General features: G+C 73.3%; 22 protein-coding genes. 9 read left to right on the top strand and 13 right to left on the bottom strand.

Annotated features, from left to right (window positions below; all coding sequences use genetic code 11):
• From VQ02_RS02490 to tesB, 4 genes are all read right to left on the bottom strand, one after another.
• The coding region (locus tag VQ02_RS02490; RefSeq protein ID WP_048442574.1) for a DNA translocase FtsK 4TM domain-containing protein at positions 1-1,818 on the bottom strand (1,818 nt) is incomplete at its 3' end.
• A 291-nt stretch (positions 1,819-2,109) separates the two neighbouring features.
• A complete protein-coding gene (locus VQ02_RS02485; protein ID WP_048442573.1) occupies positions 2,110-3,612 on the bottom strand; it encodes an ammonium transporter in 1,503 nt (500 codons plus the stop codon).
• 106 nt (positions 3,613-3,718) lie between these two features.
• Positions 3,719-4,057: a P-II family nitrogen regulator gene (locus VQ02_RS02480; protein ID WP_048442572.1), complete on the bottom strand. Its 339-nt coding sequence runs from the start codon at positions 4,055-4,057 to the stop codon at positions 3,719-3,721.
• A 253-nt stretch (positions 4,058-4,310) separates the two neighbouring features.
• Entirely contained in the window at positions 4,311-5,189 is an 879-nt protein-coding gene (gene tesB, locus VQ02_RS02475) for an acyl-CoA thioesterase II (RefSeq protein WP_048442571.1), read from the bottom strand.
• A 125-nt stretch (positions 5,190-5,314) separates the two neighbouring features.
• Here tesB and VQ02_RS02470 point away from each other — a divergent pair, with 125 nt between their 5' ends.
• The gene (locus VQ02_RS02470; protein ID WP_209436965.1) at positions 5,315-6,601 is read left to right on the top strand and encodes an FAD-dependent monooxygenase; all 1,287 of its coding nucleotides are present in this window, start codon (positions 5,315-5,317) and stop codon (positions 6,599-6,601) included.
• A 42-nt stretch (positions 6,602-6,643) separates the two neighbouring features.
• Here VQ02_RS02470 and bcsS read toward each other — a convergent pair whose 3' ends face one another.
• From bcsS to VQ02_RS02455, 3 genes are all read right to left on the bottom strand, one after another.
• The gene (bcsS, locus tag VQ02_RS02465; protein WP_245239606.1) at positions 6,644-7,384 is read right to left on the bottom strand and encodes a cellulose biosynthesis protein BcsS; all 741 of its coding nucleotides are present in this window, start codon (positions 7,382-7,384) and stop codon (positions 6,644-6,646) included.
• Between the two features lie 231 nt (positions 7,385-7,615).
• Positions 7,616-10,075 carry a response regulator gene (locus VQ02_RS39685; RefSeq protein ID WP_048442576.1) on the bottom strand — a complete coding sequence of 820 codons (2,460 nt, stop codon included), beginning with the start codon at positions 10,073-10,075 and terminating at the stop codon, positions 7,616-7,618.
• A gap of 89 nt (positions 10,076-10,164) precedes the next feature.
• A complete protein-coding gene (locus tag VQ02_RS02455) occupies positions 10,165-11,751 on the bottom strand; it encodes an FAD-dependent oxidoreductase (protein WP_048442570.1) in 1,587 nt (528 codons plus the stop codon).
• A 73-nt stretch (positions 11,752-11,824) separates the two neighbouring features.
• On the opposite strand from VQ02_RS02455, the gene VQ02_RS02450 reads away from it, so the two are divergent.
• A complete protein-coding gene (locus VQ02_RS02450; RefSeq protein ID WP_048442569.1) occupies positions 11,825-12,505 on the top strand; it encodes a TetR/AcrR family transcriptional regulator in 681 nt (226 codons plus the stop codon).
• A gap of 30 nt (positions 12,506-12,535) precedes the next feature.
• Here the strand turns inward: VQ02_RS02450 and VQ02_RS02445 are convergent, their stop codons facing one another.
• The 3 genes from VQ02_RS02445 to VQ02_RS02435 all read right to left on the bottom strand — a co-directional run bounded on the left by VQ02_RS02445 (position 12,536) and on the right by VQ02_RS02435 (position 17,090).
• A complete protein-coding gene (locus tag VQ02_RS02445) occupies positions 12,536-13,768 on the bottom strand; it encodes a hypothetical protein (RefSeq protein ID WP_167350700.1) in 1,233 nt (410 codons plus the stop codon).
• The gene (locus tag VQ02_RS02440; protein WP_048442567.1) at positions 13,765-15,744 is read right to left on the bottom strand and encodes a GumC family protein; all 1,980 of its coding nucleotides are present in this window, start codon (positions 15,742-15,744) and stop codon (positions 13,765-13,767) included. Before VQ02_RS02440 ends, VQ02_RS02445 begins: the two co-directional genes overlap by 4 nt.
• Before the next feature lie 131 nt (positions 15,745-15,875).
• Positions 15,876-17,090, bottom strand: coding sequence for an acyltransferase family protein (locus tag VQ02_RS02435; RefSeq protein WP_048442566.1), 1,215 nt, complete (start codon positions 17,088-17,090; stop codon positions 15,876-15,878).
• A gap of 250 nt (positions 17,091-17,340) precedes the next feature.
• On the opposite strand from VQ02_RS02435, the gene VQ02_RS02430 reads away from it, so the two are divergent.
• Positions 17,341-17,595: an acyl carrier protein gene (locus VQ02_RS02430; protein ID WP_048442565.1), complete on the top strand. Its 255-nt coding sequence runs from the start codon at positions 17,341-17,343 to the stop codon at positions 17,593-17,595.
• Positions 17,596-18,074: 479 nt separating this feature from the next.
• Positions 18,075-18,833 (top strand): class I SAM-dependent methyltransferase, encoded by a 759-nt coding sequence (locus tag VQ02_RS02425; protein ID WP_048442564.1) that lies wholly within the window; start codon positions 18,075-18,077, stop codon positions 18,831-18,833.
• Between the two features lie 101 nt (positions 18,834-18,934).
• Here the strand turns inward: VQ02_RS02425 and rnhA are convergent, their stop codons facing one another.
• Positions 18,935-19,618, bottom strand: a complete 684-nt coding sequence (gene rnhA / locus VQ02_RS02420; protein WP_048442563.1) for a ribonuclease HI — start codon at positions 19,616-19,618, stop codon at positions 18,935-18,937.
• A 278-nt stretch (positions 19,619-19,896) separates the two neighbouring features.
• Between rnhA and VQ02_RS02415 the strand changes: the two genes are divergently transcribed.
• The 3 genes from VQ02_RS02415 (at position 19,897) to VQ02_RS02405 (ending at position 22,689) form a co-directional block, all read left to right on the top strand.
• Positions 19,897-21,297, top strand: a complete 1,401-nt coding sequence (locus tag VQ02_RS02415; RefSeq protein WP_048442562.1) for a nucleobase:cation symporter-2 family protein — start codon at positions 19,897-19,899, stop codon at positions 21,295-21,297.
• Positions 21,298-21,381: 84 nt separating this feature from the next.
• A complete protein-coding gene (gene pucL / locus VQ02_RS02410) occupies positions 21,382-22,218 on the top strand; it encodes a factor-independent urate hydroxylase (RefSeq protein ID WP_048442561.1) in 837 nt (278 codons plus the stop codon).
• 78 nt (positions 22,219-22,296) lie between these two features.
• Positions 22,297-22,689 (top strand): VOC family protein, encoded by a 393-nt coding sequence (locus VQ02_RS02405; protein ID WP_048442560.1) that lies wholly within the window; start codon positions 22,297-22,299, stop codon positions 22,687-22,689.
• A gap of 40 nt (positions 22,690-22,729) precedes the next feature.
• Here VQ02_RS02405 and VQ02_RS02400 read toward each other — a convergent pair whose 3' ends face one another.
• Both VQ02_RS02400 and VQ02_RS02395 read right to left on the bottom strand, forming a co-directional pair.
• Entirely contained in the window at positions 22,730-23,866 is a 1,137-nt protein-coding gene (locus tag VQ02_RS02400) for a YbdK family carboxylate-amine ligase (RefSeq protein ID WP_048442559.1), read from the bottom strand.
• A 228-nt stretch (positions 23,867-24,094) separates the two neighbouring features.
• Positions 24,095-24,877 carry a 16S rRNA (uracil(1498)-N(3))-methyltransferase gene (locus VQ02_RS02395; RefSeq protein WP_048442558.1) on the bottom strand — a complete coding sequence of 261 codons (783 nt, stop codon included), beginning with the start codon at positions 24,875-24,877 and terminating at the stop codon, positions 24,095-24,097.
• Positions 24,878-25,139: 262 nt separating this feature from the next.
• On the opposite strand from VQ02_RS02395, the gene VQ02_RS02390 reads away from it, so the two are divergent.
• Together VQ02_RS02390 and ubiA are read left to right on the top strand one after the other, a co-directional pair.
• Positions 25,140-25,625 carry a hypothetical protein gene (locus VQ02_RS02390; RefSeq protein ID WP_083468997.1) on the top strand — a complete coding sequence of 162 codons (486 nt, stop codon included), beginning with the start codon at positions 25,140-25,142 and terminating at the stop codon, positions 25,623-25,625.
• 37 nt (positions 25,626-25,662) lie between these two features.
• The gene (ubiA, locus tag VQ02_RS02385) at positions 25,663-26,604 is read left to right on the top strand and encodes a 4-hydroxybenzoate octaprenyltransferase (RefSeq protein WP_157080463.1); all 942 of its coding nucleotides are present in this window, start codon (positions 25,663-25,665) and stop codon (positions 26,602-26,604) included.
• Positions 26,605-26,749 lie beyond the last annotated feature (145 nt).

Here is a 26,749-nt window from a genome sequence, read left to right as displayed (position 1 = left end):
GTCGATGTTGCGAACGCCGAGCTTCGACATCTTCTTGTAGCGCTCCTCCATCTCGCGCACCGCCCACTTGAGGGCGATGACCGCCTTCTTGGGATCGGTGACGACCGGCGAGAGCAGGTGCGGGATGCCGTCGTAGACGGAGAGCTCCAGCATCTTAGGATCGACCATGATGAGGCGGCACTCCTCCGGCTTCATGCGGTAGAGGAGCGAGAGGATCATGGTGTTGATGGCGACCGACTTGCCCGAGCCGGTGGTGCCGGCGACGAGCAGGTGGGGCATGCGGGCGAGGTCGGCGATGATCGCCTCGCCGCCGATGTTCTTCCCCAAGCAGAGCGCGAGCTTCTGCTTGGTCTCGGCGAAGGCCGGGGAGGCCAGCAATTCGCGCAGGTAGACGGTCTCGCGCTTGAGGTTCGGCAGCTCGATGCCGATGGCGTTGCGGCCCTGCACGACGGCGACGCGGGCGGAGATGGCGGACATCGAGCGGGCGATGTCGTCGGCGAGCGAGATGACGCGGCTCGACTTGGTGCCGGGCGCGGGCTCGAGCTCGTAGAGCGTGACGACGGGCCCCGGGCGGACCGCCAGGATCTCGCCCCGCACGCCGAAATCCTCGAGCGTCGATTCGAGCAGGGTGGCGTTCTGCTCCAGCGCGTCCGTCGACACCGCGGCGCTCGGCGCCGGCTGGCGCGGCTCGGCCAGCAGCGCGAGGGCGGGCATCTCGTAGGAATCCGGCGAGGCCGGGCCCGGCTGCGGCGCACGGCGGGTCTGGATCGGCGGCGGCGGGGGCGCGACGCGGGCGCGCGGGGCCGGCTCGGGCTCCGGCGCGAAGCCGTCGTCCTCGTCCTCCGGCTCGTCGTGGATCGCCGGCTCGCCGCGGCGCTGGGCCGGCTCGACCCGGCGCGGGGGGCTCTCCGCGAAGACCGGCTCGCGCCGGGCTACCCGCGTGGGGCGCTCGAGGTCATCCAGGGGCTCGGCCTCGCCCGGCTCCGCGAAGGCGCGGCGGGCGGCGAGCGCCGGGGAGTTGCCGGCATAGGGGTCGGCGCCGTCCCGGCGCCAGGACCCGCCGCGGAAAGCGTCGATGCGCTGCGCCACGGCGGCGCGGGCGCTGATCGCGAGATGCGCGAGGGCGCCGAGGGACGCGAGGCCGAGGCCGGGCGATTCGTCGTCGTGGGCCGCGGCGGCCCCGCGGCGGCCCTGCCGCTCGTCGTAGCGGCTCACCACCGGAGCGTAGGATTCCGCCTCGTCCTCCTCGTCGTCGTCCTCGATCAGCCCGAAGCCGCAGGCGCCGGTCAGGCTGATCACCGCGACAGCGGCGTAGAGGAAGCCCGCGAAGGCCCCGGCCGGGCCGGCGATCGCCTTGGCGGCCCCGAGCAGCGCGTCGCCCGCCACGCCGCCGAGCCCGGTCGGCAGCGGCCAGCGCGCGGTGGGCGGCAGGGCGCTCGCCATCCCGCTCGCCGCCCCGAAACCGATGATCCAGAGCACCAGCCGCAGCTGCAGCCGCGCCAGCCGGTGGGTGCGCAGCAGCCGCATGCCCCACACCGCCGGCGGCAGCGCGAAGGCCAGGGCGCCGAGGCCGAGGAGCTGCATGCCGAGATCCGACACCACGGCGCCGCCGAAGCCGAGCAGGTTGCGGGCCGCCCGCGAGGTGGCGTGGTTGAGGCTCGGGTCGTCGATCGACCACGTCGCCAGGGCCACCGTGAAGGCCGCCGCCCCGAGGAGCAGGGCGAGGCCGGTGACCTCCGTCACGCGCCGCGTCAGGAACGCGCGGGACGTGTCGATGAGGGCATCGTAGGGCGATGCCGAGCGACGAAGCGAACGCATGCGTGGGTGAACCAGGTACGCGGAACTGAGAAGCGAGGATGGAGCGATGCGGTTAATGGTCGTTTAAGGCTAACTGCCCGTTGCGGTGCTGCGCGAGGCGGCGGGAATGCGCTGGTCCTGCTGGACATTTCGTCGAGCGGGCAGTCGGCTCCTCGCCCTCGGGAGCCCGGGAGACTTTCGCGCTCCGCCGGTCTGTCCCCCGGAACGCAGAAGGCCCCGGCGCAACCGCACCGGGGCCTTCGCATCGCTCTGGACGCCGGGGCGCAGACCGCACCCCGGCGCACCCGGGCCTCAGTAGTTGTAGGCCCGCTCGCCGTGATCGGCGAGGTCGAGGCCCTCGCGCTCCTCGTCCTGGGTCACCCGCAGGCCGACCACCACGTCGACGATCTTGTAGAGGATCGCCGAGCCGATGCCCGACCACAGGATGGTGAAGCCGACCGCCTTGGCCTGGGACAGGAAGGCCGGGCCGAACTCGTAGGCCGCGGCGACGAGCTCGCCGGGCTTGGTGGCGTAGTCGGGGGAGCCGACGCCGCCCAGGGCCGGGTTGACCAGGATGCCGGTGGCGAGCGCCCCGATGATGCCGCCGATGCAGTGCACGCCGAAGACGTCGAGGGAGTCGTCGTAGCCGAGCGCATTCTTGACGGTCGAGCACATCACGAAGCAGACGGCGCCGGCGACGAGGCCGAGCACGATCGAGCCCATCGGGCCGGCGAAGCCGCAGGCCGGGGTGACGGCGACGAGGCCGGCGACCGCGCCCGAGAGCATGCCCAGCAGCGAGGGCTTGCCCTTGGCGACCCACTCGACGATGAGCCAGGACAGGCCGGCCGCCGCGGTGGCCACGAAGGTGTTGAGCATGGCGAGCGCCGCCGAGCCGTTGGCCTCGAGGTTGGAGCCGGCGTTGAAGCCGAACCAGCCGACCCAGAGCAGCGAGGCGCCGATCATCGTCATGGTCAGGGAGTGCGGGGCGAGCAGGTCGCGCCCGTAGCCGATGCGCTTGCCGATCATCAGGCAGCCGACGATGCCGGCGATGCCCGCGTTGATGTGGACGACCGTGCCGCCGGCGAAATCGAGGGCGCCCCACTTGAACAGCAGACCGGCATCGGCGTTGACGGCGTCGAGCGCGTCCTGGGCCGACTTCTTGGACGCCTCGTCGGTGGCCGCGGCCAGCGCCTTGGCGGCGTTGCCGACCGCGTCGGGGCCGCCCCAGTACCAGACCATGTGGGCCATCGGGAAGTAGATGAAGATCAGCCACAGCGTGCAGAACAGCAGCAGGGCCGAGAACTTCATCCGCTCCGCGAAGGCGCCGACGATCAGCGCCGGGGTGATCATCGCGAACGTCATCTGGAAGCAGATGTAGACGTATTCGGGGATGACCACGCCGTTCGTGAAGGTGGCGGCGACGGAGTTCGCGTCGACGCCGCGCAGGAAGGCTTTCGAGAAGCCGCCGACGAAGTCGTTGAGGCCGCCGCCGTTGGTGAAGGCGAGGCTGTAGCCGAAGAACACCCAGAGAATGCAGGCGAGGCTGACGATGGCGAAGACCTGGGTCAGCAGCGACAGCATGTTCTTGGTGCGCACCAGGCCGCCGTAGAACAGGGCGAGGCCGGGGATCGACATCAGCAGCACCATCGCGGTCGCGACGAGCATCCAGGCGGTGTCGCCCTTGTTGGGCACCGGCGCCGCCGCTGCGGCAGGCGCCGCCTCGACGGTCGGCGTCTGCGCCAGGGACGGCTCTACCAGGACCAGCGCCAGCGCGGCGCCTCCCAGGCCCAGAGCCAGGACGTTGCGAAGCTTCATGGAAGAGGAACTCCCGATGGTCTCAAGAAAATTCGGCATGAAGGAATCGGGGGCGGGGCGTGCGGGCCCCGCGGGCGCCGCCCGCGAAAGGGGCGGCGCGCCGGCTCTAGAGGGCGTCGGCGTCGGTCTCGCCGGTGCGGATGCGCACGGCCTTCTCGAGCGGCATCACGAAGATCTTGCCGTCGCCGATCTGGCCGGTGCGGGCGGCGGCCGCGATGGTGTCGACGACGCTCGAGACGAGGTCGACGGCCACCGCCACCTCGATCTTGAGCTTGGGCAGGAAGCTGACCGCATACTCGGCGCCGCGATAGATCTCGGTATGCCCCTTCTGCCGCCCGTAGCCCTTCACTTCGGTCACGGTCAGGCCGTGCACGCCGATGCTGGTGAGGGCGTCGCGGACCTCCTCCAGCTTGAACGGCTTGATGATGGCCATGACGATCTTCATGGGACGAGCCCCCTTTCGATTTGGCGTCCCGCCCGGGCGAGCCGGGTCGAGGCGTGATCCGGAGCCCGGGCGAACCCGTCGGCCCTGGCTCCGGTCTCGGAGGGCTTAAATCAAGGAACGTGCCACGGATCGGCACCGGACCTACGGACAAGCTGCCCGGTTCCTGGGCCGAATGCGGATATTGAAGCCGCTCGCGGTGGCAATGCAGCTTAAATCATCGTCAATTGCACAAAGATGATGCAGATCGCGCGGCTCACGCCTCCGGCTCGGGCGCCACGCGCTTCTCGCGGATCATACCCTCCTGGGCGACCGAGGCCACCAGGGTGCCGTCGCGGGTGAAGATCAGCCCGCGGGAGAAGCCGCAGCCGCCCGACGCGCTCGGGCTGTCCTGGGCGTAGAGCAGCCACTCGTCGGCCCGGAACGGCCGGTGGAACCACAGGGCGTGGTCGAGGCTCGCCGGCTGGATCTCGCTCTCGAACACCGTGCGGCCGTGGGGGCTGAGGGAGGTGTCCAGCAGCGTCATGTCGGAGGCGTAGGCGAGCACCGCCTGGTGCACCGCCGGATCGTCCGGCAGGGCCGAGGTCGCCCGGATCCAGACGTGGAAGCGGGCCGGGCCGGGTTGCCGCGCGGCGTAGCGCTCGATCTCGACCGGCCGCAGCTCGATCGGGCGCTCGCGCTCGAAATAGGCCCGGACCGGATCGGGCATCCGCGGCATCACCGAGGCCTTGAGGGCACCCTCGCCGGGCAGGTCCTCAGGGCTGGGCACCGCCGGCATCTCGGCCTGGTGGCTGAAGCCCGGCTCCTCGACGTGGTAGGAGGCCGACATCGAGAAGATCGGCCGACCGTGCTGGATCGCCACCACCCGCCGCGTGGTGAAGCTGCGGCCGTCGCGGATGCGGTCGACCTCGTAGATGATCGGCACCTTGGGGTCGCCGCCGAGCAGGAAGTAGGCGTGCAGCGAGTGCGGCCGGCGCTCGGGCGGCACGGTCCGGGTCGCCGCGACGAGGGCCTGGCCGATGACCTGGCCGCCGAAGACCCGCTGCCAGCGGTCCCGCGGCGAGCGGCCTCGGAAGAGGTTCTGCTCGAGCGGCTCCAGGTCGAGGATGTCGAGGAGGTCGGCGACCGCGCGCAAGGGAGAGATCCGGGCTGGTGAAGGGGCGCGTAGCTGACGCGGGCGGCGACGCGCCGTCAAGCGACGCGGGGCTCGCCGTCATGCTATGAGCCCTGCCCACCAGACGAGCAGCGGGCGACGGCGACATGGCGCAGGACAAAGGCATGGCGCAAGGTGAGGGCTTGAGCGGGCGGCGGGGAGCGGCGCGGGAGATCGTCGTCGCGGGCGGCGGGCTGCCGGGGCTGGCGCTGGCCCTCGCGCTGCGGCAGGCGCTCGGGGAGACCGTGCGGGTCACGGTCTGCGACCCGGCCTTCGGCCGCGCGGACGCCCCGCGGGACCTGCGGGCCTACGCGGTCGCGGCCGCCGCCCGGCGGATGCTGGAGCGCCTCGGCGTCTGGGACGCCGTGGCGGGGGGAGCCCAGCCGATCCGCGAGATGGTGGTCACCGACAGCCGCCTCGCCGATCCGGTGCGGCCGACCTTCCTGACCTTCGGCGGCGAGGTCGAGCCGGGCGAGCCCTTCGCCCACATGGTCGAGGGCGGCGGCCTGCTCGCCGCCTTGCGGGACGCCGCCGCCGCGGCCGGCGCGGTGCTGGAGCCGAGCCCCGTCCTCGCCGCGGCGCCGGAGGCCGGCGCGATCACGGCGCGCCTGCCGGGCGGGCGGCAGATCCGGGCCGACCTCGTGGTGGCGGCGGATGGAGGGCGCTCGCGCCTGCGCGAGGCCGCCGGCATCGGCTGGGTCGGCTGGTCCTATCCCCAGTCGGGCATCGTCGCCACGGTGGCGCACGAGCGCGACCATGAGGGACGGGCGATCGAGCACTTCCTGCCCTCCGGCCCCTTCGCGGTGCTGCCGCTGCCGCCCGGCGGGCCGCTCGGCCACCGCTCCTCCATCGTCTGGACCGAGCGGCAGGCGGACGTGCCGGCCCTGATCGGCGGCGGGCCGGAGGAGGCGCTGGCGGAGGTCGAGCGCCGCTTCGGTCTGGCGCTCGGGCGCATCGCCCTCGAATCCCCCTTGCGGGCCTACCCGCTCTCCTTCGGCATCGCCCGGCGCTTCGGGGCGAAGCGCCTGCTGCTGCTGGGCGATGCCGCCCACGTCATCCACCCGATCGCCGGCCAGGGCCTGAACCTCGGCCTGCGCAGCGCCGCCGCCCTGGCGGAGGCCCTGGCCGACACGATGCGCCTCGGCCTCGATCCCGGCGGTCCGGAAGCCCTCGAGACCTACGAGCGCAGCCGGCGCTTCGACACCCTGGCGATGGGCGCGGCCACCGATGGCCTCAACCGCCTGTTCTCGAACGACGCCCTGCCGGTGCGGCTCGCCCGCGACCTCGGCCTCGGCCTCGTCGACCGCATGCCGGGCCTGAAGCGCCTGTTCATCCGCGAGGCGGCCGGCCTGCGCGGGCGCCAGCCCCGGCTGATGCGGGGCGAGGCACTGTAGCGGCGCGCCGGCCCGGGACGCGGGCGCCGGCCGGGCGGCGGCTCAGAAGTTCGCCCGCGCCTCGATGCTCGAGTAGTAGCCCGAGCCCTGGACCCGGTCCTGCACGAAGCCCGCCGCCAGCGACATCTGCACGGGCCCGAAGCTCACGCCGGAGAGGTGGGCGCCGATCCGGTACTGCCGGAAGAAGTCGTCGCCGAGGAAGAGCGCCTCAGGGCCGATATAGACGCCGTCGGCGACCATGTAGCCGACGCGCAGGCGGGAGTAGTAGGCGTTGAACTTCGTCGAGTAGGAGCCGTAGGCCGAGACCATCGTGCGGTCGGTGGGGTTGGCGTAGAAGTTCGCCGCGACCCGCAGGCCGATGCCGGTGCCGACCACCGGGTTGCCGGGATCGGGGATCGAGAGCTGGTTGCTGCGCACGTTGAAGCCGATGAAGCCGGCGAGGGCGGCGTCGCGCCAGACCCACTCGTAGCCGCCCATCACCGAGCCTTCCTGCTGGTAGCCGGTCACCCGCGAGGCGACGGCCTGGCCCGGATAGGAGTAGGTGCCGGCGATGGCCTCGACCCGCACCCGGGGGCCGCTCTGGGTCGGCGCGCCGGCCAGCGGCGCCGTGACCGTGATGGAGCCGAAGGCGGAGCTGTTCGACGTGACGCTGGTCGAGCCGTCGACGGCGATCGCCCAGCTGTCGTCGACCGCCTGCTGCTCCGCGCCCGTGTACCAGTCGGCGCTGGTGCTCGTGCTCGCCCGCTTCAGGTCTGCCGCCTGGGCCGCGCCGGCCGCGGCCAGAACGGCCAGAACCGCGCCGACGGGAGCGCGCAGTGTTCGATGCTGGCTCGAGGCATACACGGCCGCTCGCTCCACAAGATGTCGATACGCTGACGCACCGATTTATCCCGTGGGACAGTTAAAAATTGGCTCTCATTCAGGGAAAACACACTAGGAAAATTTAGCCTAGCTTGGCCCGTATACTGCGCCCGGCCGCGGCGACGGGGCCGGATCTCGCGTGCAGCCGCCCGATCAGGCGGCGCGGGCCGAGGCGGCGGAGCCGAGCACGGCGGCGAGGTCTTCCCGGCGAAACGGCTTGTCGAGCTGCAGGAAGCGGCGCGCCGCGGCGGGCAGCTGCCCGTGCGGGCTCGCCAGGATGACGCGGATGCCCGGATGGCGCTCGACCACGGTGGCGGCGAGCTGGAGGCCGGTCATCACCGGCATCGCCTGGTCGGCGATCATCGCGTCGAAGGCGGCGTCCCGGGCCAGCAGCGCCAGGGCGTGCTCGCCCGAGGCGGCCTGGACCACGGCGTGGCCGAGCTCGCCCAGCGCCTCGACGAGGCTCGCCCGCACGAGGCTGTCGCTCTCGACGAGCAGGATGCGCAAGGGGGCCTGCTCCGCCGGCGCGGCGTCGTCCCCCGCGATGCAGGCCTCGGCCCGCAGCCAGATCTCGGCCAGGAACGCCTCCGCGCCCCGCCCGTCGCAGACGAGGCGCCAGCCCCCGCCGCACTCGCGCACCAGCTGCGCCGCGGTCTCGACCGCCCGCGGCGCACCGGCGGGGACCGGCGCATCGGGCAGCCGGCGCCCGCTCGCCAGCAGGATGCGCAGGCAGGGGCCCGCCGGCATCCCGGGCGCCCGCGGCTCGTCGGCCGGGTGCTCGGCCGCCCCGACCGCGAAGCCGTGCAGGCCGAGGTCGCGGACGTGGAAGGCGAGGTTGAGCAGCACGAGCTCGAGGATGCGCTCGTCGCACAGCACCTTGGGCAGGCCCGCGGGGATGCGGGTGACCACCGGTGCGTCGCGCAGGACGTTCGCCTGCAGGAAGGGCAGGAAGGCCGTCACGGTCGCGGCGAGGTCGGTCTCCGCGAGGTCGCCCTTGCCGAGGCCGTCGCCGCCGCGCACCAGGCCGAGCAGGCGCCGGGTGAGGGCGGCCCCGCGCTGGGCACCCGCCAGGGCCGCGTCGGTCAGGCCCGCCTGCCGCGCGTCGAGGGCGGTCTGGCGCCGGAGCACCCCGAGATTGGCGAGCACCACCGTCAGCACGTCGTTGAAGTCGTGGACGATGCCGTCGGTGACCCGGCGCAGGACGAGGTTGCGGCGACGCTCGTTGGCGCCCGCGGGGGTGTCGGCGGCGTCGCCCTCGCGGATCTCCCGGCTGAGGGCGTTGACCCGCAGCCGGCCGTCGGCGTCGCGGCCGCGCAGGAGCCGCACCAGGAGGCGGCGGCCGCTCTCGGGCCCCGGGCCCCGGGTGTGCAGGACGACGTCGTGGGGGCCGTCTGCCGCGAGCGCCGCCGCGAGGGTGAGGTCGAGGAGCGGGCGGTCGGCGGGCTCGAACCGCGCCGCGAGGTCGCCCAGGGTGGCGACGCGGTCGGCCACCGCGAGGGCGCCGGCGCCGTCCCGGTCCAACCACACGACCTGCCGGGTCTCGGGGTCGATCTCCCAGCAGGTCCAGCCCGACATCGTCTCGAAGGTGTGGAGGCGGCCGCGGACCCGGTCGAGGCCGGTCCCGGCTCCGGCGAGCAGGGCGTCGGCGCTCCGGGTCCGGTCGCGGACGCTGCCGGAGATCACCGCGATCTCGTGCATCCGCGAGGCCGGCGCGTCGTCGGATGCGGCCTCGCCGGGGATCGCGGCCTCGTCGGCCAGGCGGCGCAGCCGCGCGGAGACCCGTCCGCCGAGGACGTAGCCGAGGGCGGCCGCGGCGAGGACGAGGGCGAGCCCGAGGCCGACGAGGCGCGCATCCGGCCCCGACGGCCGGGCCGGGACTTCGGGCGCGACGGCGGTGACGATCCAGCCGGGGCTGGCGAGGTCGCGGCTGCCGCGGGTCGGGGCGGCCTCGTGCGGGCGCGGGTCGCCCGCCGCCGGCAGCGGGCCGACGAGCGCCCGCCCGTCCGCCCCGGCCACCGCGAAGCGGATCTCCTCGGCCCGGCCGAGGGCGCGGCGGACGCGGGCGCCGATGCCGTCGAAGTAGGTGGGCGCGGCCTGGAGCAGCAGGCGGTCCGACCGGCCGGGAGGCCCCAGCGCCAGGGTCACCTCGAAGGGCACGTCGGACCCCTCCGGGCCGGCCGTGACGGCGACCTCCGCGCCGCGGATCCGGGCGAACCAGGCTCGCCGCGCCGGGCCCGCGCCCTGCGCCGGATCCGCGCCGGCCGCCCGCAGCGCCCCGTCGGGGGCAAGGAGGACGGCGTCGCGGTAGCGCGGGTTGAGGGCGAGCCAGTCCCGCAGGCGGGCCGCCCGCCAGGCGTCGGGCACGGCCGGGTCGTCGAGGCGCAGGAGCAGGGCCGCGTTGCGGGCGTCGGCGATCGACCCGCCGAGCTCCTCGTCGACCGCGTCGGCGAAGGCCCGGGCGGCCTGGCCGAGGACGGGCCGCTCGATCCCCGCGACCGGGCGGGCGCCGGAGAGCGCCCCCCCGAACCACGCCAGCGCGAAGGCCGCGGCCGCCACGGCGGCGAGCTGGACCGCGTTCAGAACCTTGAGCGAGATCCGGATGGTGTCCAGCATGAACGACTTCCACGGCGCCATCCGCGAACACCAGCCCGGGGCTGATTCTCACGTCGTGCAACCTGGGCAGGCCTCCTCTTAAGGCCGGGTTAACGCTGTTCGCCGTCGCGGCGATCGGCCGGCCCGAGGCCCCACCGCCGGCAATACGCCGCGAGCGTCCCGGCCTCCTGCTCCGGCAGGGCCAGGGCGACGTAGCCGTCCGGCCGCACCAGGTAGGCGGCGTCCCGCGCCAGCCCCGCCTCCCGCGCCGGCTCGCTCGACGGGAAGGCGTGGAGCGCCAGCCCGGCCCGTCCCGCCGCGGCGGCGAGGTCGGGACGCGGCATGCCGTAGACGTGGATCTGCCAGGCGAGCGTGGCGAGGGGGGCGAAGTTGTCGGGCTCCGCCACGAAGGGCAGCCGGTCGCCGCCCTGCACCGCGCTGGCCCGGCCCTCGCTCAAGGGGCTGTCGTGGTAGGCGATGCAGATCTGCGAGACGGTGTCGAACAGGCGCCGGCGCGCGGCGGAAAAGCCCCAGAGCACCGGAAGGAGGTGCGGCAGGAGCCAGGTCCGCAGCACCTGGCTGCCGAGGCCCGGCCCGGTCACGGCGCGGAAGGCCCGGTCGGTGGTGGCCACGAGGCTGCGCGCGAAGGCGATCCGCTCCGGCTCGTAGGTGTCGAGGAGGGCGGGATCGGCCTGGCCCCCCAGCACCCCGGCGAGCTTCCAGGCGAGGTTCACGGCGTCGCCGATGCCGGTATTCATGCCCTGGCCGCCGGCCGGACTGTGGATGTGGCCGGCATCGCCCGCGAGGAAGCAGCGCCCGGCCCGGAAGCGCTCCGCCACCCGGTGGTGGACGTGGTAGGTCGAGAACCAGTTCACCGCCTCGACCCGGATGTCCATCAGCGGCTCGACGTTCGGCCGCAGGTCCTCGAAGGTCAGGCCGGCCCTCGCGGTGAGCGCCACGGGCACGAGGCCGATCAGGCGCTGCATGCCCGAGAGGCGCACCGGCAGCATCAGCCCGAAGCCGTGGGCGCCGAGGTGGATGGACAGGTCCTCCCGGAAGCCCCCGGCGACACGGGCATCCGCGACGTAGAAGAGCTGGTCGTAGGTGCCGCCGGGAAAGCCGATGCCGAGACCCTCCCGCACCCGGCTGTGGGCGCCGTCGCAGCCGCACAGATAGGCCGCCCGGCAGGTCTCCTCGCTGCCCCCGCGCTCCAGGACGGCCCGCACCCCGGCCTCGTCCTGCGCCAGGCCCGTCAGCGCCGTGTCCCACTCGACCGCGACGCCGGCCCGGGCGAGCGCGCCCACCAGCAGGCGCTCGTGGTCGTCCTGCGCGTAGGCGAGGACGAAGGGGTAGGGGCTCTCGCCCTCGGCGAGGTCGCGGAAGGCGAGGCGTGCCACCTCCGCGCCGCCCTCCCGCAGGTGGACCGCCGGGATCCGCACGCCCTCGGCCACCACCGCGTCGGCGAGGCCGAGCTGGCGGTAGAACTCGAGGGTGCGGGCCTGCACCACCATCGCCCGCGAGGCGGTGCCCGGGCCGTCCGCCCGGTCGACGATCCGCACCGACACGCCTCGGCGGGCGAGCTGCAGGGCGAGCACCAGGCCGGTCGGGCCGGCGCCGACGATCAGCACCTGCGGGTCCGAGGCGGCGGATTTGGGCGCGGCGGATTTGGAGGCGGTGGATTCGGGGACGGTGGGCATGGCGCTCCTCCCTCAAGGCGAATATGACCACGGGGTCAGTTTTGATCGCGAGACGAGCGGCGGCAAGTCAAAAATGACCGATGCGTCCAGAAATGCCGGAGCGCGGGCGGGTGCGCCGGCCTCGTCCCGGCGCACCCGCGGGCCGAGCCCGGCCAAGACCGCCGAGACCCGCCGGCTGATCCTCGCGGCCGCCCTCGACGCCTTCCTGGCCGACGGCTTCTCGGCCGCCCGGATGAGCGACGTCGCGGCCCGCGCCGGCCTCGCCAAGGGCACGCTCTACCTGCACTTTCCCGACAAGGAGGCGCTGTTCGAGGGCGTGGTCGCGGGGGCGATCGGCGATCCGCTCGCGGGCGCGATGGCTGCGCCGCCCGGGCCGGAGGAGAGCTTCCGGGCCGCCCTCGACCGCACCCTGCGGCCGCTCCTCTCCGACCTCGAAGGGTCGCGCCGGGCGGCGGTGATCCGGCTGGTGGCGACCGAGGGCCCGCGCTTCCCGGCCCTCGCCGCGATCTACCGCCGCCGGGTGATCGACCCGGGGACCGAGGCGATCCGGCGCCTCGCCGCGCGCGCCGTCGCGCGGGGCGAGCTGCGCTCCGACGCCCTGGTGCGGATGCCGCAGCTCCTGATCGCCCCGGCCCTGATGGCGACCCTGTGGAACGGCCTCTACGGGGCCGAGGACCCCCTCGATGCGGGCGCGGCCCTCGACGGCTTCCTCGACCTCGTGCTCGGACCCGAGGGCGACCGCCCGGCCGGGTGAGGCGGGCGGCGCGCCGCCCCTGCCCGGGGATCACGCCTCCCGCGGCGGGGTATCTTCCGGCGGGGCGCCATCCGCCGCCCCCAGCATGAACCAGACCAGCGCGGCGGTCTTGATCGAGAACGGCGAGTCGCTGATGACGAGGAGCAGGCAGGTATAGACCGCCATGGCGCAGCGCAGGCGCCAGCCGTCGGGGTTGCGCGCCGGCATCAGGACGAACAGGCTCCACGCCACCAGCGTGCCCGCCGCCCCGATCTGCGTCAGCGCGTAGGCGTAGCCCGAATCCGACAGGAACAGCTTGTCCGGCATGATGCCGAGGACGCCCTCCGGCGGCAGCGAGGTGATGAGCAGGGCGGCCCAGAGCAGGCGACCGCTCATGTCGTTCTGCCAGGTCACCTGCATGCTCTCGAAGCCGTAGATCGTGAGGCCGAGCAGGATCGTGAAGGGCAGGGCGAACCAGAGCAGGCGCGGCAGGCGGTGGCCCACCAGCATCGCCCCCGCGATGGCGACGCAGACGTAGGCGCCGAAGCGGGCATCGGCCAGGATGATGGTGACGGCCGCGCAGGTGAACAGCCAGGCCCGGCCCCGCATGGTGCGGCGGTAGAGGGCCCAGGCGAACAGCACGGCGCCGAAATTGCCGGCCGAGACCGGCTCCAGGAACACCGACGAGACCCGGTGCGGCCCGAGGAACGGCAGGATGGTGCGCGAATCCGGCCGGATGCCGCTGGTGAACAGCGATCCGGTCAGCTCGCTGATCTCCGACGCCGACATGCTGCCGCGGGCCACGTAGTAGCGCACGATGTTGAAGTACTGCTGGTAGATGTCGAACAGGCCGTACTCGAACAGCCCCATCACCACCACGATGACGCCGCTGGCCAGCACCGCCCGGTCGGCGTCGCGCAGGTCGGGATTGCGCAGGCCGAGATTGTAGAACACGACCGGGATCAGGAAGTCGCGCACGCCCTTGACGTCGGTCGAGCCGCGCAGGGCGAGGAGCAGCAGCCCGTAAGCGACGAGCCCCGCGAGGATCAGCCAGGGCCCGGGCCGGTCGTCGAGGGCGAAGCCCAAGGTGACGGCGATGATCGCGACCTCGGCGCCGATCACGGTGCCGCCGCTCACCGGGAAGCCGGCGGTGTTGAGGAAGCAGAGGACGGCGTTGAACACCAGGGCGCCGATCAGCACGCCGTAGGCCGCCCGCGCCTGATAGGGCCCGCGCCAGTCGGCGGCCGGCGCGGCAGCCGCGAGGTTCATGCCAATGAGGTTCATGCCGCACGCATGCGGCCGGGCACCGGCCGCCGCTCGGGAGCCGGCCAGCGCGGGAAGGCCGCGCGCCGCGCCTGGACCGCCACGAGGCCGAGCAGGCCCTGCGCGCGGAAGCGGCCGGCGCCGTCGAGGGTCTCGAGCAGGCGCTCGAGGCGGGCGCGGGTCGTCCGGCCGGGGGCGACGAGGAGGAGGATCGCGTCCGAGGTCTCGGGGATCGACAGCCAGCTGTCGCCGCGCGTCACGTCCCGCTCGGCCACGATGATCTCGGGCCGCACCAGCCGCTCCACCCCGCGGGCGGGGTCGAGGAGCGCGGTCCGGCCCCGGACCTGCGCGCCGGTGCCCGGGCCGTCGCCGAAGCCGAGCCGGGCATGGGCCTGCTCCGGCACCAGCAGGGCCGGCTCGCCGAGGCGCATCAGGAGGTCGGCGAGGGTTTCCGCCGCGTGGAGGCGCTCGGCCGCGAGCCCGTCCGAGGCCACCGTGACGACGACCGCCTGGCCGCGGCCGGCGAGCCGGGTGCGCAGCTCCCGGGCCACGGTGACGAGCGCCTGCTCGGTGCTCCCGTGCCGGTCGCCGCGGCCCGCCCGCTGCAGGCGTGCCCAGACCGGCGCGCCGGCGGTGCCGAGCCCCGAGACCGTGGTGATGGTGCCGCGCCAGACGTCGTAGAGGAAGCCGAGGATCAGGCCGAGGACGGCGCCGAACAGGCCGGCGGCGGCCACCACGATCGCGGCCGGCGTGTTCGAGGGCTTGAGCGGCGGGCTGGCGCGCGAGACGATCTGCGAGTTGCTCGGGTTGATCGACTGCTGCTGCTCGAGGTCCTTCACCCGGTCGAGCACGAGGTTGTAGGTGCGCCGGATCGCCTCCGCCTCGCTCTCGAGCTGGCGCAGGCGGATGCCCTCCTGGTTGCTGCTGGTCTGGTTCTGGATCAGCCGCTCGGCCCGGCCGCGCAGCTGGCGCAAGCTCTCCTCGCCGCGGCGCAGGTCCTCCTCGATGGTGCGGCGGATGCGGTCCGCCTCGGCCGCGATCAGCCGCGCGGTCGCTGCGCGCTGCGCGGCGAGCGCGATCATCTGCGGGTGGCTGGGCCCGAGGCTGCGGGAGAGCGTCGCGAGCTCCTGGATGGTCTGGGCGTACTGGGTGCGCAGCGAGACCATGACCTGGGAGGTGTCGGCCTCAGGCATCGCCTGCACCTGCCCGTCCGGCACCCGGAGCTGGCGCACCTGCTCGCGCCGGGACGAGAGCCGGGCGAGGTTGGTCTCGGCCGCGGTGATCTGGGTGTAGAGGTCCTTCAGCTGCTGCGACACCAGCAGGCCGGTGTCGCCGGAGGCGATCAGGCCCTTCTCGGTCCGGTAGCGCTCCACCGCCACGTCGGCCCGGTTGAGCTGGCCGCGCAGGTCGCCGAGCTGGTTCAGCAGCGCCTCGCTGGCGCGGCGCACCGCCGCGATCCGGTCCCGGGTCCCGACCTCGAAGAACTGGGCCGCGATGGTGTTGGCGATCTCGGCCGCCTTGCGGGCGTCCGGATAGGCCACGGTGAGCTGGAAGTTGAACGAGTTCTCGACCCGCTTCACCACGATGCGCTTGCGCAGGGCCTCGAGCGCCACCACGGCGCGGTCCGCGCCGGCGGGGCTGCCCCGCGTGAGCACCGGGTCGTCGGCGAGGTCGAGCTGGGCGATAACGGCGTCGAGGAGCTTGGCCGAGAGCAGGATCAGCGACTGGCTCTCGAGGTTCGCGAAGTCGACCTGCGCCGGCGCATCCTGGCGCGACAGGCCGCGCCCGACGATCTGCAGCGCCTGCGGGTCGATCAGCAGCTCGACCGTGGCCCGATAGGTCGGCACCTGCCGGACCGCGAAGAGCCCGCCCAGAGCCGCCATCGCGCAGGCGCTCGCCACGATCCACACCGCGCGCCGGCGCGCCGATCCCCACAGATCCGCCAGCGTGCCGTTGGTCCTGCGGGTGGTGGCCGCGGCGTGGTCTGCCGTCGACATCTCGTGCCCCTGCCTTCGTCGAACTGATCCCTGATCCGGCAGGGCACGGACAGGAACTTAATCGTCGGAGGGTTACCGATCCCGAACGCGTTCCGGCCGCCCCGCCATGCCAATCTGAGACAGGGGCGGGGTCAGCGCGGCACCAGGGCGGCTGCACCCCCCGTCCGGCGCTCCCGGCGGGCCCGCTCGCCGGCCGGCTGGGCCGTCTCCGCCGCCAGTCGGGCGTCGTTGCGCTTGAACCAGGCCAGGGCCGGGCGCTCGACCAGACGGTAGGTCAGGGCCGCGAGCGGCACCGTGGCCGCCACCAGGGCGACGGCCACGGCGACGTTCAGGGGGCCGGAGCCGAAATCGAGGTAGCGGTCGTGCCACAGGACGACCGTCCGCGGCAGCCCGGTGCGCTGCTCGACGTAGTGCATGGCGGTGGAGAAGACCTGGAACACCGGCAGGTGCAGCAGGTAGATCGAGAACGACCACAGGCCGATGCGCTGCGGCAGCCCCCGGCGCGCCACCCCCGACAGCGCCCCCTGCTCGTGCGAGAACAGCGCGATCGCGGCGCCGAAGACGAGGCTGGCCGCGTAGGCGCCGGGCCCCGGCGCGGCGAGGGCCACGAGCGCCAGCAGGGCGGCGGCGGCGAGGGTCTCGGCCGCCGTCGCGGCGCCGCGGGGCAGCCGCAACGTGTCGCGCAGGGTATAGGCGAGGCAGCCCACGAACATGTCGAACAGGCAGCGCAGGATGCCCCAGTTCTGGATCGCGAACAGCGTACGCGGGCTCACCGCGTAGAGGGCGAGGGCGCTCAGGGCCGCGATCGCCCCGAAGACGAGGCGCGCCCGCGGCCCCGCCGCCATCACGGTCAGGGCCAGGACCAGGGAGGCGTAGAACTCGACCGCGATGCTCCAGGACGGGAAGTTCCAGCTGTAGTCGCCGAAGGTGACGAAGTTCTGCAGGAACAGCAGATGGGTGACGATCTCGACCGGCCGGTGGCCGGCGCCGAAGGGCGGCGTCGCGACCGGCGTGGCGGCGTGGCGCGAGAGGTAGACCAGGCGCACCAGCTCGAGCAGGATCAGGATCGCGAGGGTCGCGGCGTGCAGCGGCCAGAGCCGGCCGACGCGCATCAGCGCGAAGCGCAGCACCTGCCGGCCGGTCGCCAGCCGGTCGCCGTAGGCGTGCAGCAGCACGAAGCCCGACAGCACGAAGAAGAAATCGACGCAGAACTGCAGGTTCGAGAGCCAGGCCTCGTTCTGCAACGGATGGGCCAGCGGCGCGTGGAAGAACGCGACCGCGAGGGCGCAGACGCCCCGCCACGCATCCAGCGCCTCGAACCGAACTGAGCCTTCGCGCCCACGCATCGCCCGCCACCCGTTCCGTTCTCGTACAAGGCCGTCCGTATCCGGGACGCGGCCCGTTGCCCCGCGATGCGCGCGGCAGGATCGGTGCCGCTCGCCGGCCGCGGGACGATCGCACGATCGAGCGGGGATCCGCCCGCCGTGCCCTGCTCCGCCCGGGCTTTATCCGGTGGTTTACCAGTACCGATGATTGCGTTTGATTTCTGGATTGTGTCTCCCTAGGCTAGTGGCGCGGTGGTTAAGGATGGGACAGATGGCGTCTGCGCAGGAAATTCGTTCGATCTTGGCTCGCCACGGCACCCTGGCGCGCACGATCGACAGGATCTCGGACGACGACTGCCTGTTCGACAATGGCCTGGACTCGTTCGGCGCCGTCCAGGTCATGATGGACCTGGAGGACCATTTCGAGATCCAGTTTCCGGAGCACCTTCTCAGCCGCGAGGTGTTCTCGACCGTGCGCAACATCCAGCGCTTCGTGTCGGCCCAGGTGCTGCGAGCGGCGGCCTGACTGCGTTCCGTTGCCGGTAGCCCGGCCTCATGGCCATGGCTGCGCCAAACAGTGACGCGTCCTGCCTCGCCTTGCGGGCGCTGGATCGTCCTTCAGCTCTTGCCTCTGACGCTACGTCAAGCTCGATAAGCTCGGCCGTGTGAACGGCCGGTCGGTGTGAGGCAGGCGGTCCAGCGGCGCCCCGCGACGGGCTGCGTCGCGACTGGACGATGCCATTGACAGGTCCGGCGACCTGATCGCGGCCTGCCGTACCCCGCACCCCCGCTCGACGCGGCATGAACTCTGGTGTCACGCCCCGCGCATGAGCCGGCGGAAGAAGCCCGGCACGCAAGGCGATGCGGGCCGGACCCGCGGGCCGACAGGGTGGCGGACAGCCTCCCCGACCGCTACGGCCTCCCAGGCGACCGCGAGAGCGGCCTGCGCCCCGCCCCCGGGCGGAGCGTGGCCGCAGGCGTGAGCGCGCAGCGGGCAGGGACGGCATGACGACGTTCAAGGACCACTTCTCGACGAACAACGCCGGGTACGCGGCCCATCGGCCGACCTATCCGCCCGCCCTGGTGGAGTACCTCGCCGATTCCGCGCCCGACCGGGCGCTGGCGCTCGACGCGGGCTGCGGCACCGGTCAGCTCTCCACGCTGCTGGCGGAGCGGTTCGCGCAGGTCGTCGCCACCGATGCCAGCGCGCAGCAGATCGCCGCCGCCACGCCGCACGCGCGCGTGACCTACCGCACGGCCCCGGCCGAGCGGTCCGGCCTGCCGGAGGCCAGCACCGACCTCGTCACCGTGGCACAGGCCGCGCACTGGCTCGACCTCGATCCCTTCTACGCCGAGGTGCGCCGCATCGCCCGTCCCCGCGCGGTGGTGGCGCTCATCACCTACGGCGTGCTGCACGTCGAGGACGCGGCGGCCGATGAGGTCGCCCAGCGCTTCTACTCCGAGGTGATCGGCCCCTACTGGCCGCCCGAGCGGAGGCACGTCGAGGAGGGCTATCGCGCGCTGCCGTTCCCGTTCGCGCCGCTCGACGCCCCTGCCCTCGACATCGAGGTGGCGTGGCGCCTGCCGGACCTGATCGGCTACACCGAGACGTGGTCCGCCGTGCGCGCGGCCGAGAAGGCGGTCGGCCGCGGGCCGATCGAGGCGTTCCACGCCGAGCTCACCGAGGCGTGGGGAGACCCCGATTCCGTCAGGCGCGTGCGCTGGCCTCTCTCCCTGCGCGTCGGCCGCGTCGAGCGCCCCTGACGCGGGCGTCGTCGCGCAAGGCTCACGCCACCGCGCCGTCATCGCGCCGTCCGGTCCTGAGCCGGCGCCGCCGAACGAGGCCGTTCGACGGCGCGGCGGTCTCACGCCGCCGGCGCCTTGCGGATCCGGGCCGCCTCGCGCAGCGCCGCCAGGCCGTCCGGCCCCAGGTCGAGGGCGAGGCGCAGCACCTCGTCGACATAGGCCTGGGGCGTGGTGCCGGCCTGCTTGGCCGCCCGCGCGAGGCGCAGGCCGAGGGCGCCCTCGACCGGGATCGAGGTGCCGCGCGGCGCGGGCTCCACCGGAGGGGAGGGCGGCACCGGCGCGAGGGCCGGGCCGGCCTCCGGCCGCGGGGCCAGGCCGAGGGCCTGCCGGCGCCCCTGCGCCGCCAGGCGGTCGGCCCGCTCGTTGCCGGCCTCGCCGGCATGGCCCTTCACCCAGACCCAGCGCACGTCGCGCCGCGCCGCCAGCTCGTCGAGGCGCTGCATCAGCTCGACGTTCTTCACCGGGCCCGTGGTGGTGCGCCAGCCCTTGAGCTTCCAGCCCCGGATCCACTCGGTGACCGACTTCACCACGTACTGGCTGTCGCAGCGCATCTCGATCGCCGCGCCCTCGGGAAAATGCTCCAGCGCCCGGATCGCCGCGGTCAGCTCCATGCGGTTGTTGGTGCTCTGCGGGTCGCCGCCGCACAGCTCGACGGTGCCCTCCGGCGCCTGGATCACCACGCCCCAGCCGCCCGGGCCGGGATTGGGATCACAGCCGCCGTCGGCGTACACGATGGTTCGCATGGCTGCCTTCGTCCGTTGCTCGCGACAAGAAACGCGGCCGGCCCCGGCCCGGTGCCGGGCCGCGGGGTGCCGGCCGCGCGGGCACATTCGGCCCGGAATGGTGAACAAATACCCAGGCGGCCGGGCCCGCAACCCGGGCCCGGCCAAACAGGGAGAACCTGGCACGGCGCTTGCGGCTCGCCGAGGATGCGCGATGATGAGGGGACGGCCAGACGCAGGGGCGTTGCAGCCGGTTTCCTCGCGCTAACCCTAGGACACTACAAGAAGAGAGGCGCCCCATGCCAGTCCAGCCCGCCGACGCTGTCGAGGAGATGCTGCCGCCGGCCCGCCTCGTACCCCTCGCGGTGCAGCATGTGCTGGTCATGTACGCGGGCGCGGTGGCCGTTCCGCTGATCATCGGCCGGGCGCTCGGACTTCGTCCGGAAGAGGTCGCCTTCCTGATCAGCGCCGACCTGTTCGCCTGCGGCCTCGCGACCTTGGTTCAATGCGCCGGCTTCCGGGGCGTCGGCATCCGTCTTCCGGTGATGATGGGCGTGACCTTCGCGTCCGTCGGGCCGATGCTGTCGATGGCGGCGACGCCGGGGGTCGGGCTCCTGGGCATCTACGGCTCGGTGATCGCCGCCGGCCTCTTCGGCCTCCTGGTGGCGCCCTATGTCAGCCGCCTGCTGCCGCTGTTCCCGCCGGTCGTCACCGGCACCATCATCCTGGTCATCGGCATCTCGCTGATGCGGGTCGGCATCAACTGGGCCGGCGGTGGTCAACCGACCCTGACGAAGCTGATCGACGGCGTGCCCGCCGCGGTGCCGAACCCGAACTACGCGCAGGCGGGCGGCCTCGGCATCGCCTTCCTGGTGCTTCTGATGATCCTGGGCCTGATCCGCTGGGGGCGGGGGTTCGTCGCCAACGTCGCGGTGCTGCTCGGCATCGTGGCGGGCTCCGTCCTGGCGGCGCTCCTCGGGCTCATGCACCTCGACAAGGTTGCGGCGGCCCCGTGGTTCGCCCCGGTGCTGCCGTTCCACTTCGGCTGGCCGCAATTCCACCTCGTGCCGGTCGCCACGATGTGCGTGGTGATGATCGTGGTGATGATCGAATCGACCGGCATGTTCCTGGCGCTCGGCGAGATCACCGGCCGGCCGGTCTCGCAGCGAGACCTCGCCCGGGGCCTGCGGGCCGACGGGCTCGGCACCCTGCTCGGGGGCATCTTCAACACCTTCCCGTACACCTCGTTCTCGCAGAATGTCGGCCTCGTCGGCGTCACCGGGGTGCGCTCGCGCTACGTCACCGTGGCAGGCGGCATCATCCTGCTCGCCCTCGGCCTGCTGCCGAAGATGGCCGCCCTCGTCGAGGCGGTGCCGCAGGTGGTGCTGGGCGGCGCCGGCCTCGTGATGTTCGGCATGGTGGCGGCCACAGGGGCGCGCATCCTCGCGGGGGTGGATTTCCGCGGGCAGCCGAAGAACCAGTTCGTCGTGGCGGTCGCGGTCGGGTTCGGGATGATCCCCCTCGTGGCCCCGACCTTCTTCCGCAACCTGCCGCACGCCCTGCATCCGCTGCTTGAATCGGGCATCCTGCTCGCCTCGATCGCCGCGGTCCTGCTCAACGCCTTCTTCAACGGCGTCGGCAGCACCGAGCAGGCGAGCCGGGAGGCCTCGGCGTCCGCGGCGGCGGCCGAGCACGTCTGAGGCGGTGCTCGCCGCGCGGGATTTCGTGATCGCTCGATCCCGCATCGGGCGGAGCCGAGATTGGATCGTCTGGATGAGGTTTCGATGACCCTGCTGCACAAGACCTACGGCAAGGGCCGAGTGCGGGTGATGCGCGTCCACCGCGACGGCGACCGGCACGAGGTGCGCGAGCTGACCGTGAAGGCGATGCTGACCGGCGCCTTCGACCGGACCTTCACCGACGCGGACAACAGCCCCACCGTCTCGACCGACACGATCAAGAACGTCGTCTACGTCGTCGCCCGCGAGTGCCCGACCCTTCCGACGGAGGCGTTCTGCCGGGCGGTGGCGCAACGCCTCCTCGACAGCTACCCGCAGATGGAGGCGGCCACGGTCACCGGCCACGAGACCCGCTGGAACCGCCTCGCGATCGACGGCGCGGCCCATCCCCACGCCTTCACGCTGGACGGAAACGGCCAGGCCACCGCCCGGGTGGAGCTTCGCCGCGACGGTGCGGTGGTCGAGTCCGGCCTCTCGGGCTTCACCTTCCTGAAGAGCACGGAATCGGGCTGGGCCAACTACGTCAAGGATCCCTACACCACGATCCCCGAGACCCACGACCGCATCGCCGCCACCAGCATGGAGGCGTCCTGGCGCTGGGCCGGAGAGCCGGCCGACTACGAGGCCGCCAACGCCCGGATCCTCGACGCCCTGCTGCGGGTCTTCGCCGGTAGCTACAGCCACAGCCTGCAGGACAGCCTCTACCGCATGGGCACGGCTGCGCTGGCGGCTGTGCCGGAGATCGAGACGATCACGCTCGCCTGCCCGAACAAGCACTACCTGCTGGCGAACCTGTCCCCGTTCGGCCTCGACAACCCGAACCAGGTCTTCATCGCCACCGACGAGCCGCACGGGCAGATCGAGTGCACGGTGGGGCGGTGAGGCGCATCGTTCCGCCGAAGCCCGCTCGATAGGGCTCGAGCGAAGGGACATTGCCTTCATTTGGAGGGAGAACGACGCGTGCTGGATCACCTCGCCATCGACGTGTCCGACCTCGACCGCAGCCGGCGCTTCTACGCCGCGGCCCTCGCGCCCTTGGGCTACGTGGTGAGGCGGGAAGCCGCTGCCTCGGTCGGGTTCGGCGTGGCCGAGGGCGAGGGGCGATCGCTCGATCCCGGCGGGGATTTCTGGATCGCCGTGGGCGCTCCCCCCGCTCCGCACATCCATTTCGCCTTCAGCGCACCGTCGAGGGCGGCCGTTGACGCCTTCTTCGCCGCCGCGCTCCAAGCGGGCGGCGGCGACAACGGCCGCCCCGGGCTGCGCCTGCGCTATCATCCGGACTACTACGCGGCGTTCGTGGTCGACCCGGACGGCTACAACATCGAAGCCGTCTGCCACGCGGCCTGCGACTGACCGAACGCGCGACCGCCGCGCGGTCGATCCGTCCGGCATCTCAATGCCGTGTCGGGTTCGCCCCCACCGTCTCGGCCGAGAGCCAGTCCACCACCGTGGCCAGCGCCTCCCGGGGCGGCAGGCCGCGGCCTTGCGCCTCGGTGAACAGGGCGAGCTGACGGTCGGCGCTGGTGCCGCGGGCGACGATCCATCGGGCGAGGTCGAGCTCGGCCTCGCAGCCCAGCGCCGCCGCGTCCTCGGTGACGAGGGCGAGGGTCTCGGCGAGCACCGTCGCCACCGGCCGCGCCGCCCGCGCGGTCTCGCACACGAAGGTGCCGTGGATGCCGTAGCGCTGGGCCCGCCAGCAATTCTCCGCCGCGATCGCCTGCGAGGCCCCGGTCGGGTCGCGGTTGAGGTCCGGGTCGCGGGCGAGGCGGCGCACCAGGCAGCGGTAGAGCGCCGCGACCGCGAGCGCATCGTCGAGCCGGGTGCAGCTGTCGGCGATGCGCAGGTCGAGGCGCGGGCCCGCAGGCGAGGGGCAGATCACCCACCAGACATGGCGCGGGTCGTCGATGGCGCCCGCCGCGACCACCGTGTCGAGGTAGCGGGCATAATCCGCCTCGTCCCGGAACAGGGGCGGCAGGCCGCTGCGGGGCAGCTCCCGCGAGGCGGCCAGGCGGTAGCCGAGGAGGCCGGTGCGCTGCGCCTGCCAGAACGGCGACGAGGTCGAGAGGGCGAGGAGCAGCGGCAGGAACGGCTGCACCCGGTTCATCAGGTCGATGCGCGACACGCCCTCCGGCACGCCGACCCCGACGCTGAGGCCGCAGACCACGGTGCGGCTGCCGACCATCTGGAGGTCGCGCAGCACCCGGCCGCGGGCGGCCTGGTCGCGGGGGCGCACCCGGCTCCACAGGGCGAGCGGATGGGTGCCGGACGCCATCAGGGCGAGGCCCCGCGCCGCCGCGAGCGCCCCGAGGTCGCTTCTGAGCGCGGAGAGCGTCCGCCGGGCCTCGGCGAGGTCGCTCACCGGCTCCGTCGCCCAGACGAGCTGCGGCTCCATCAGCTCCGCCCGGACCTGCGGGAAGCTGGCCTGGCAGGCATCCAGCAAGTCGCGGGTGCGGGTCCGGGCCGCGTCGCGCTTGCCCGCGTCGTTGATGAAGACCTCCTCCTCGATGCAGACGTCGAATTCCGCTCGCATACAGATACCTCCGGCAACAGCGGGCCGCGGCGCGCCGACGGCCGCGCCGCGAATCGATCACGACCCCTGTCCTCCCCGGAGCCGGCGGGCGGTTTGGAGAAGGAGGGCGCGTTCAATCAATGACTTGGAGCAACGGCCGGCCAGATTGCGATCGGCCGCCGCTCCGAGCGCGGGGCGGCTCCGATATCAGCGCCCGGATTGCGGCGGGAGCCCGGCGATGCGGCGCGGTCAGGCCCCGGACCGGCCGTCGCCGAGCACGGCCTGGACCAGGGCCAGGACCGCCACGGCGGCGGTGTCGGCGCGCAGGATCCGCGGGCCGAGGGAGAGGCGGACGGTGTTCCGGCGGGTCCCGATCAGGCTGCGCTCCTCCGGCGTGAACCCCCCCTCCGGCCCGATCACAACGGCCAGCGGGACGGCGCCGTTCCCGGATGCGGCGTCCTTGGCCGCCGCGCCGGCCCGGGTCAGGGCCGCGACGGGGTCGGCGACCGGAGCGTCCTCGTCGCAGAATACCAGCAGGCGCTCGGGCGCGAGGGCGGCCAGGGCCTCGGGCAGCGGCGCGCTGTCGCGGATCTCCGGCAGCCCCAGGATGCCGCACTGCTCGGCGGCCTCGATCGCGTTGGCGCGCAGGCGGTCGAGCTTGATCCGGTCGCCCTGCGTGCGCCGGGTGACGACCGGCTGGATCAGGCTCGCGCCCATCTCCACCGCCTTCTGGGCGACGTAGTCGAGGCGGGCGGCCTTCAGCGGGGCGAACAGGTAGTGCAGGTCGCCGGGCGGGGTCTGGGGCCGGGTCTGGGCGCGCAGCACCAGGTCCGCCGCCTTGCGGCCGGTGGGCTCGATCTCGGCCCGCCACTCGCCGTCACGGCCGTTGAACACCAGCACCGGCTCGCCCGCCGCTCGGCGCAGCACCGAGAGCAGGTAGTTGGCTTGCGCCCGGTCGAGGGTGTGCCGCGCGCCCGCGCGCATCGGGATGTCGAGGAAGAGCCGGGGAGCGTTGAAATCGTAGGCCGCCATGGCCGCTCTGCTCGCCGAGGCCGGGGCGGAATGTCAATCGTCCCGGCTGTGTTCTCGGCGCAACAGACGGCGGCGACCATCGCCGGGGCGGTTGCCGCCGGCCGCCGCCCGCACGATGGCGCCACATTCCTGTGCAGAAAGCGGTGCGGTGCCGGGAGCGGCAAGGATTTCTTCGGGTATGCCGGACGCGCCGCCGGGGCCGCCGCGCGGGCGGGTCGGCCTGGTGCGCGGAGCAGAGGCCCGGACTTTGGGGGGTTGGGAGATGACTTGCATGCGTGTGACCGTGGCGGCGCTGGCCGGAAGCCTGCTCGGCGCGACGCTCCTCGGCGGGGCCGCCCAGGCCCAGGGTGCCGACTGCACGGCGATCCAGAAGACGCTGACCGAGCGCAAGGACATCGTCTCCAAGGTCAACTCCGCCTCGGAGGGCAAGAAGGCGAAGATCACCGCGGCGGCCGCCTGCACGCTGTTCACCAAGCTCCAGGCCAACGGCAACGAGGGCCTGAAGTGGATCTCGGCCAACAAGGACTGGTGCTCGATCCCGGATTCGTTCGTCGAGGGCTTCAAGGCCGATCACGGCCGGGTCACGACCCTGCGCGGCAAGGTCTGCAACGCCGCCCAGCAGCAGGCGGCGATGGAGAAGAAGGCCCGCGCCATGGCGGCGCAGCAGCAGCAGGGCGGTGGCGGCGGCGGCCTCCTCGGCGGGCCCGGCCTGACCGGCAGCTTCCGGGTGCCGCAGGGCGCGCTGTGAGCGGCGCCCCGTCCCGGGTGAGACCGGCACAGTCGGCATGATGGCCGCCCCGGACCGTCCGGTCGCCGACGCGGTCACGGGGCACTGGGTCGACCGGCACGCCCCCGAGGCCCTGCGCCCCTACCTGCGCCTCGCCCGCATCGAGCGGCCGATCGGCTGGTGGCTGCTGCTGCTGCCGTGCTGGTGGTCGGCGGCGCTGGCGGCCATCGCCGCGGGGCAGCCCGGCCCGAGCCTCTGGCACCTCGGCCTGTTCCTCGTCGGCGCCGTCGCCATGCGGGGCGCGGGCTCGACCTACAACGACATCGCCGACCGCGACCTCGATGCCCGCGTCGAGCGCACCCGCCTGCGCCCTCTCCCCTCCGGCCGGCTGCGCGTCCGCCACGCCCTCGTCTTCCTGGCGCTTCAGGCCCTCGTCGGCCTGGCGGTGCTGCTGCAGTTCAACCGCACGGCGGTGCTCGTCGGCCTCGCCTCGCTCGCGCCGGTCGCGATCTACCCGTTCATGAAGCGGGTGATGCCGATGCCGCAGCTGGTGCTCGGCCTCGCCTTCGCGTGGGGCGCCCTGATGGGCTGGGTCGCCCTCTTCGGTCGCCTCGACGCACCGGCCTACTGGCTCTACGCCGGCGCCATCGCGTGGGTCGTCGGCTACGACACCATCTACGCGGTCCAGGACATCGAGGACGACGAGATCGCCGGCATCAAGTCCTCGGCCCGCTTCTTCGGTGCCCGGGTGCGGCTCGCGGTGGCGGGCTGCTTCCTGGCGGCGGTCCTCTTCATCGGCCTCGCGCTCTCCGGCGCCGGAGCCGGGCCGATCGGCCTCGCCGGCCTCGCGCTGTTCGCCGGCCACCTCGCCTGGCAGGTCGCGCGCCTCGATCCGCGGGACGGCGCCGAGGCGCTGCGGCTGTTTCGCGCCAACCGCGACGCGGGGCTGATCCTGTTCTGCGGCCTCGCCCTCGACGCGCTCTGGCAAGGGCTGATGTAGATGCCGGCGGGGCCGGGGGCGGTCAGACGCCCCCCTCCGTCAGCAGCGCCTCGTCGCGGTAGACCAGCGGGCGCAGGGGCAGCCGGCCGGTCTTGCGGCGGGGGAGGAAGCGCGGCCGGCGGCGGTTGCGGAGGGGGGGCGGGGG

This window comes from Methylobacterium variabile (assembly GCF_001043975.1).
Taxonomy (GTDB): Bacteria; Pseudomonadota; Alphaproteobacteria; order Rhizobiales; family Beijerinckiaceae; genus Methylobacterium; species Methylobacterium variabile.
The sequence above is the reverse complement of the archived record's forward strand: the minus strand, read 5'-3'. Positions and strand labels throughout refer to the sequence as shown.